Below are 1,257 nucleotides of genomic sequence, written 5' to 3'. Positions count from 1 at the left end.
ACCCCCATTATGGTTTATTGTAGTGGGAGCGTCTCGCTCCCTAGCTCTAATTATTCGGAGCAATGTTGTAAATTTGCAACTTTGAGATGCACCCAAATTTAAGTTTAAAATTTTTTAATATAAAGGCGATCGCAGCGTTGAGTTTCTACTCCCGTTGAAATTTGATAGCCGTAGCTTTCATAAAGTTTAACTGCTTCTTTGAGAATAGTCGCCGTTTCCAACCAAATTTCCTGAAACCCTCGTGCGGCGATCGCCATTTCTAATTGTTGTAATAAAAAACGCCCCAAACCTTGTCCGCGTGCTTCCGGTAACAAATACATTTTTCGCAATTCTACCGCCTTATATCCCTTCTCAATCGGATAATAGGCTCCCGTCCCAACAATTTTCCCCAAATATTCGACCACCCAAAATTCTCCCCCTTGGTTTAAATAATATTCCTCAACTTCAATAACATCGCGATCGCTACAACCGCATTCCCAAGGCAAACCATACTCCAATAAAACATCGCGAATTAGATTAGAAGCAGCAGTGCGATCGCCTACTTGCCAATCTCGAATCAAAAAATCCCGATAAAATTGCCGCATTTTAATTATCAATTATCAATTATCAATTATCAGACAATTAGCTATGAATTCTCGGCTCAGGATGTAACGTTGAGAGAATCTCACTTTCAGCAATAGCAAGCTCCTCTAAACGAGATTGTACGATATCGCGATCGAAATAGGTATCCGCCAACAGCCAATAAACGCCATAGTGACGTGCCTCAGAAGCCATTAAACCGCGATAAAATGCCGCCAGTTCTCGATCTGGACAATGCTCCCCTAATAGCCCTAGACGCTCGTGAGAACGTGCTTCAATTAAACTCGAAATCAACAAAAAATCCAAACCGCGATCGGGTTCCTGATGGCGCAAGAGCGCTTTTAATCGTTTACCATAAGGAGGAGCATTTAAAGGCGCAAGGGCAATATTACGGCGTTCTAGCCACTGATTAACCTGCTCGAAATGCTCCAATTCCTCCCTCGCGATCGCCGTTAATTTTCGCACTAAAACCGTCCAAGAAGGATAGCGAAACATAATATTAAGCGCCATAGACGCAGCTTTACGCTCGCAGTGAGAATGATCTAAAAGAATTGTATCGAGATTGGCGATCGCTTGCTCAACCCATCAAAAAAGCGGCGTGGGGACTCCCGTTAGACCCGACAGGGTTAGCGGTTCTCGGAAACGCCGCCAACAGAGGAAATTGAGCGAAGCGAATCA

General features: G+C 43.8%; 1 protein-coding gene and 1 pseudogene. Both read right to left on the bottom strand.

Annotated features, from left to right (window positions below; all coding sequences use genetic code 11):
• Window positions 1-104 precede the first annotated feature (104 nt).
• Window positions 105-584 carry a GNAT family N-acetyltransferase gene (locus JUI58_RS00885; RefSeq protein WP_204101861.1) on the bottom strand — a complete coding sequence of 160 codons (480 nt, stop codon included), beginning with the start codon at window positions 582-584 and terminating at the stop codon, window positions 105-107.
• A 37-nt stretch (window positions 585-621) separates the two neighbouring features.
• Window positions 622-1,164, bottom strand: a pseudogene (gene miaE / locus JUI58_RS00880) (tRNA isopentenyl-2-thiomethyl-A-37 hydroxylase MiaE); the annotation flags it as partial.
• Window positions 1,165-1,257: the final 93 nt, after the last annotated feature.

The sequence above is a fragment of the Spirulina sp. CCY15215 genome (assembly GCF_016888125.1).
In the GTDB taxonomy this organism is placed as follows: Bacteria; Cyanobacteriota; Cyanobacteriia; order Cyanobacteriales; family Spirulinaceae; genus CCY15215.
Note: the sequence above shows the minus strand (reverse complement) of the source record. Positions and strands in the feature narration are given on the sequence as shown.

Excerpts from the sequence above, each read along its gene's own strand:
- JUI58_RS00885 (WP_204101861.1), bottom strand. The coding sequence starts at position 584 with ATGCGGCAATTTTATCGGGATTTTTTGATTCGAGATTGGCAAGTAGGC.